Origin of the sequence: Pseudomonas sp. HMWF021 (assembly GCF_003061005.1) — a bacterium.
Lineage (GTDB): Bacteria > Pseudomonadota > Gammaproteobacteria > Pseudomonadales > Pseudomonadaceae > Aquipseudomonas.
The window spans coordinates 65,294-66,364 of the sequence record NZ_QAIK01000063.1 but is presented as its reverse complement, the minus strand read 5'-3'; the positions used below and the strand labels follow the sequence as shown (position 1 = coordinate 66,364).

The window sequence follows — 1,071 nt, the reverse complement described above, 5'->3', positions numbered from 1 at the left end:
CGAGAGGTTCTTCGCCGCGCCAAAACCGCCGGGCACGATCAGCGCGTCGAAGTCTTCGACGTCGGCCTCGCGGATGTCCTTGATGTTGCCGCGGGCAATGCGCGCCGATTCCACCAGCACGTTGCGCGTCTCGGGCATTTCTTCACCGGTCAGGTGATTGATCACATGCAATTGCGCGATGTTCGGGGCGAAGCACTGTACCTGCGCGCCGCGTTGATCCAGACGCAACAGGGTAATGACACTTTCGTGGATCTCGGCGCCGTCGTACACGCCGCTGCCGGACAGGATCACTGCAACTTTTTTGCTCATGGGTTTCTCTCCAGATTCATGGCGCTAAATGTCCACTAATTTGTCGCGCGTTGCCATAGGGGGAAAGGGCGGCTACACCTAGGATCTGTCCATAGAATCCGACCGGGGCGCGCCATGGACTTCATTCTGTACGCAGTGCCGTTTTTCTTCGTGCTGATCGCCGCCGAGCTGCTCGCCGATCGCTGGCGCGGGGTCAGTCACTATCGCCTCGCCGACTCGGTCAACAGCCTCAGCGCCGGGGTGTTGTCGACCACCACCGGGCTGCTGACCAAGGGCCTGGGGCTGGTGACGTATGCGTTTGCCCTGGAACATCTGTCGCTGCTCAGGCTGCCGGCGAACAGCCTCTGGGTCTGGGTGTTGGCCTTTGTGTTCTATGACTTCTGCTATTACTGGCTGCACCGGTTGGGCCACGAGCGCAACATCCTCTGGGCCGCGCACTCGGTGCATCACCAGAGCGAGGAATACAATCTCTCCACGGCATTGCGCCAGACCAGCACGGGGTTTCTGCTGGGCTGGATTTTCTATCTGCCGATGGCCGTGCTCGGGGTGCCGCTGCTGGTGTTCGTCAGCGTCGCGGCGCTGAATCTGCTGTATCAGTTCTGGGTTCACACCCGGCACATTCCCAAGCTCGGCTGGTTCGAGTGGTTCTTCGTCACGCCATCCAATCATCGGGCCCACCATGCACAGAACGCTCTCTACATGGATCGCAACTATGGCGGGGTGTTCATTCTTTGGGATCGGCTGTTTGGTACGTTTCAGGAA

At 59.9% G+C, this 1,071-nt stretch carries 2 protein-coding genes; one reads left to right on the top strand and one right to left on the bottom strand.

Going from position 1 to position 1,071, the window contains the following annotated elements; all coding sequences use genetic code 11:
• Positions 1–309 (bottom strand): isoprenoid biosynthesis glyoxalase ElbB (gene elbB, locus DBR18_RS09435; protein WP_108590169.1); only part of this gene is annotated, 309 nt, incomplete at its 3' end.
• A 114-nt stretch (positions 310–423) separates the two neighbouring features.
• Between elbB and DBR18_RS28965 the strand changes: the two genes are divergently transcribed.
• Positions 424–1,071, top strand: a 648-nt coding sequence (locus tag DBR18_RS28965; protein WP_256588650.1) for a sterol desaturase family protein, incomplete at its 3' end; no start/stop codon positions are given.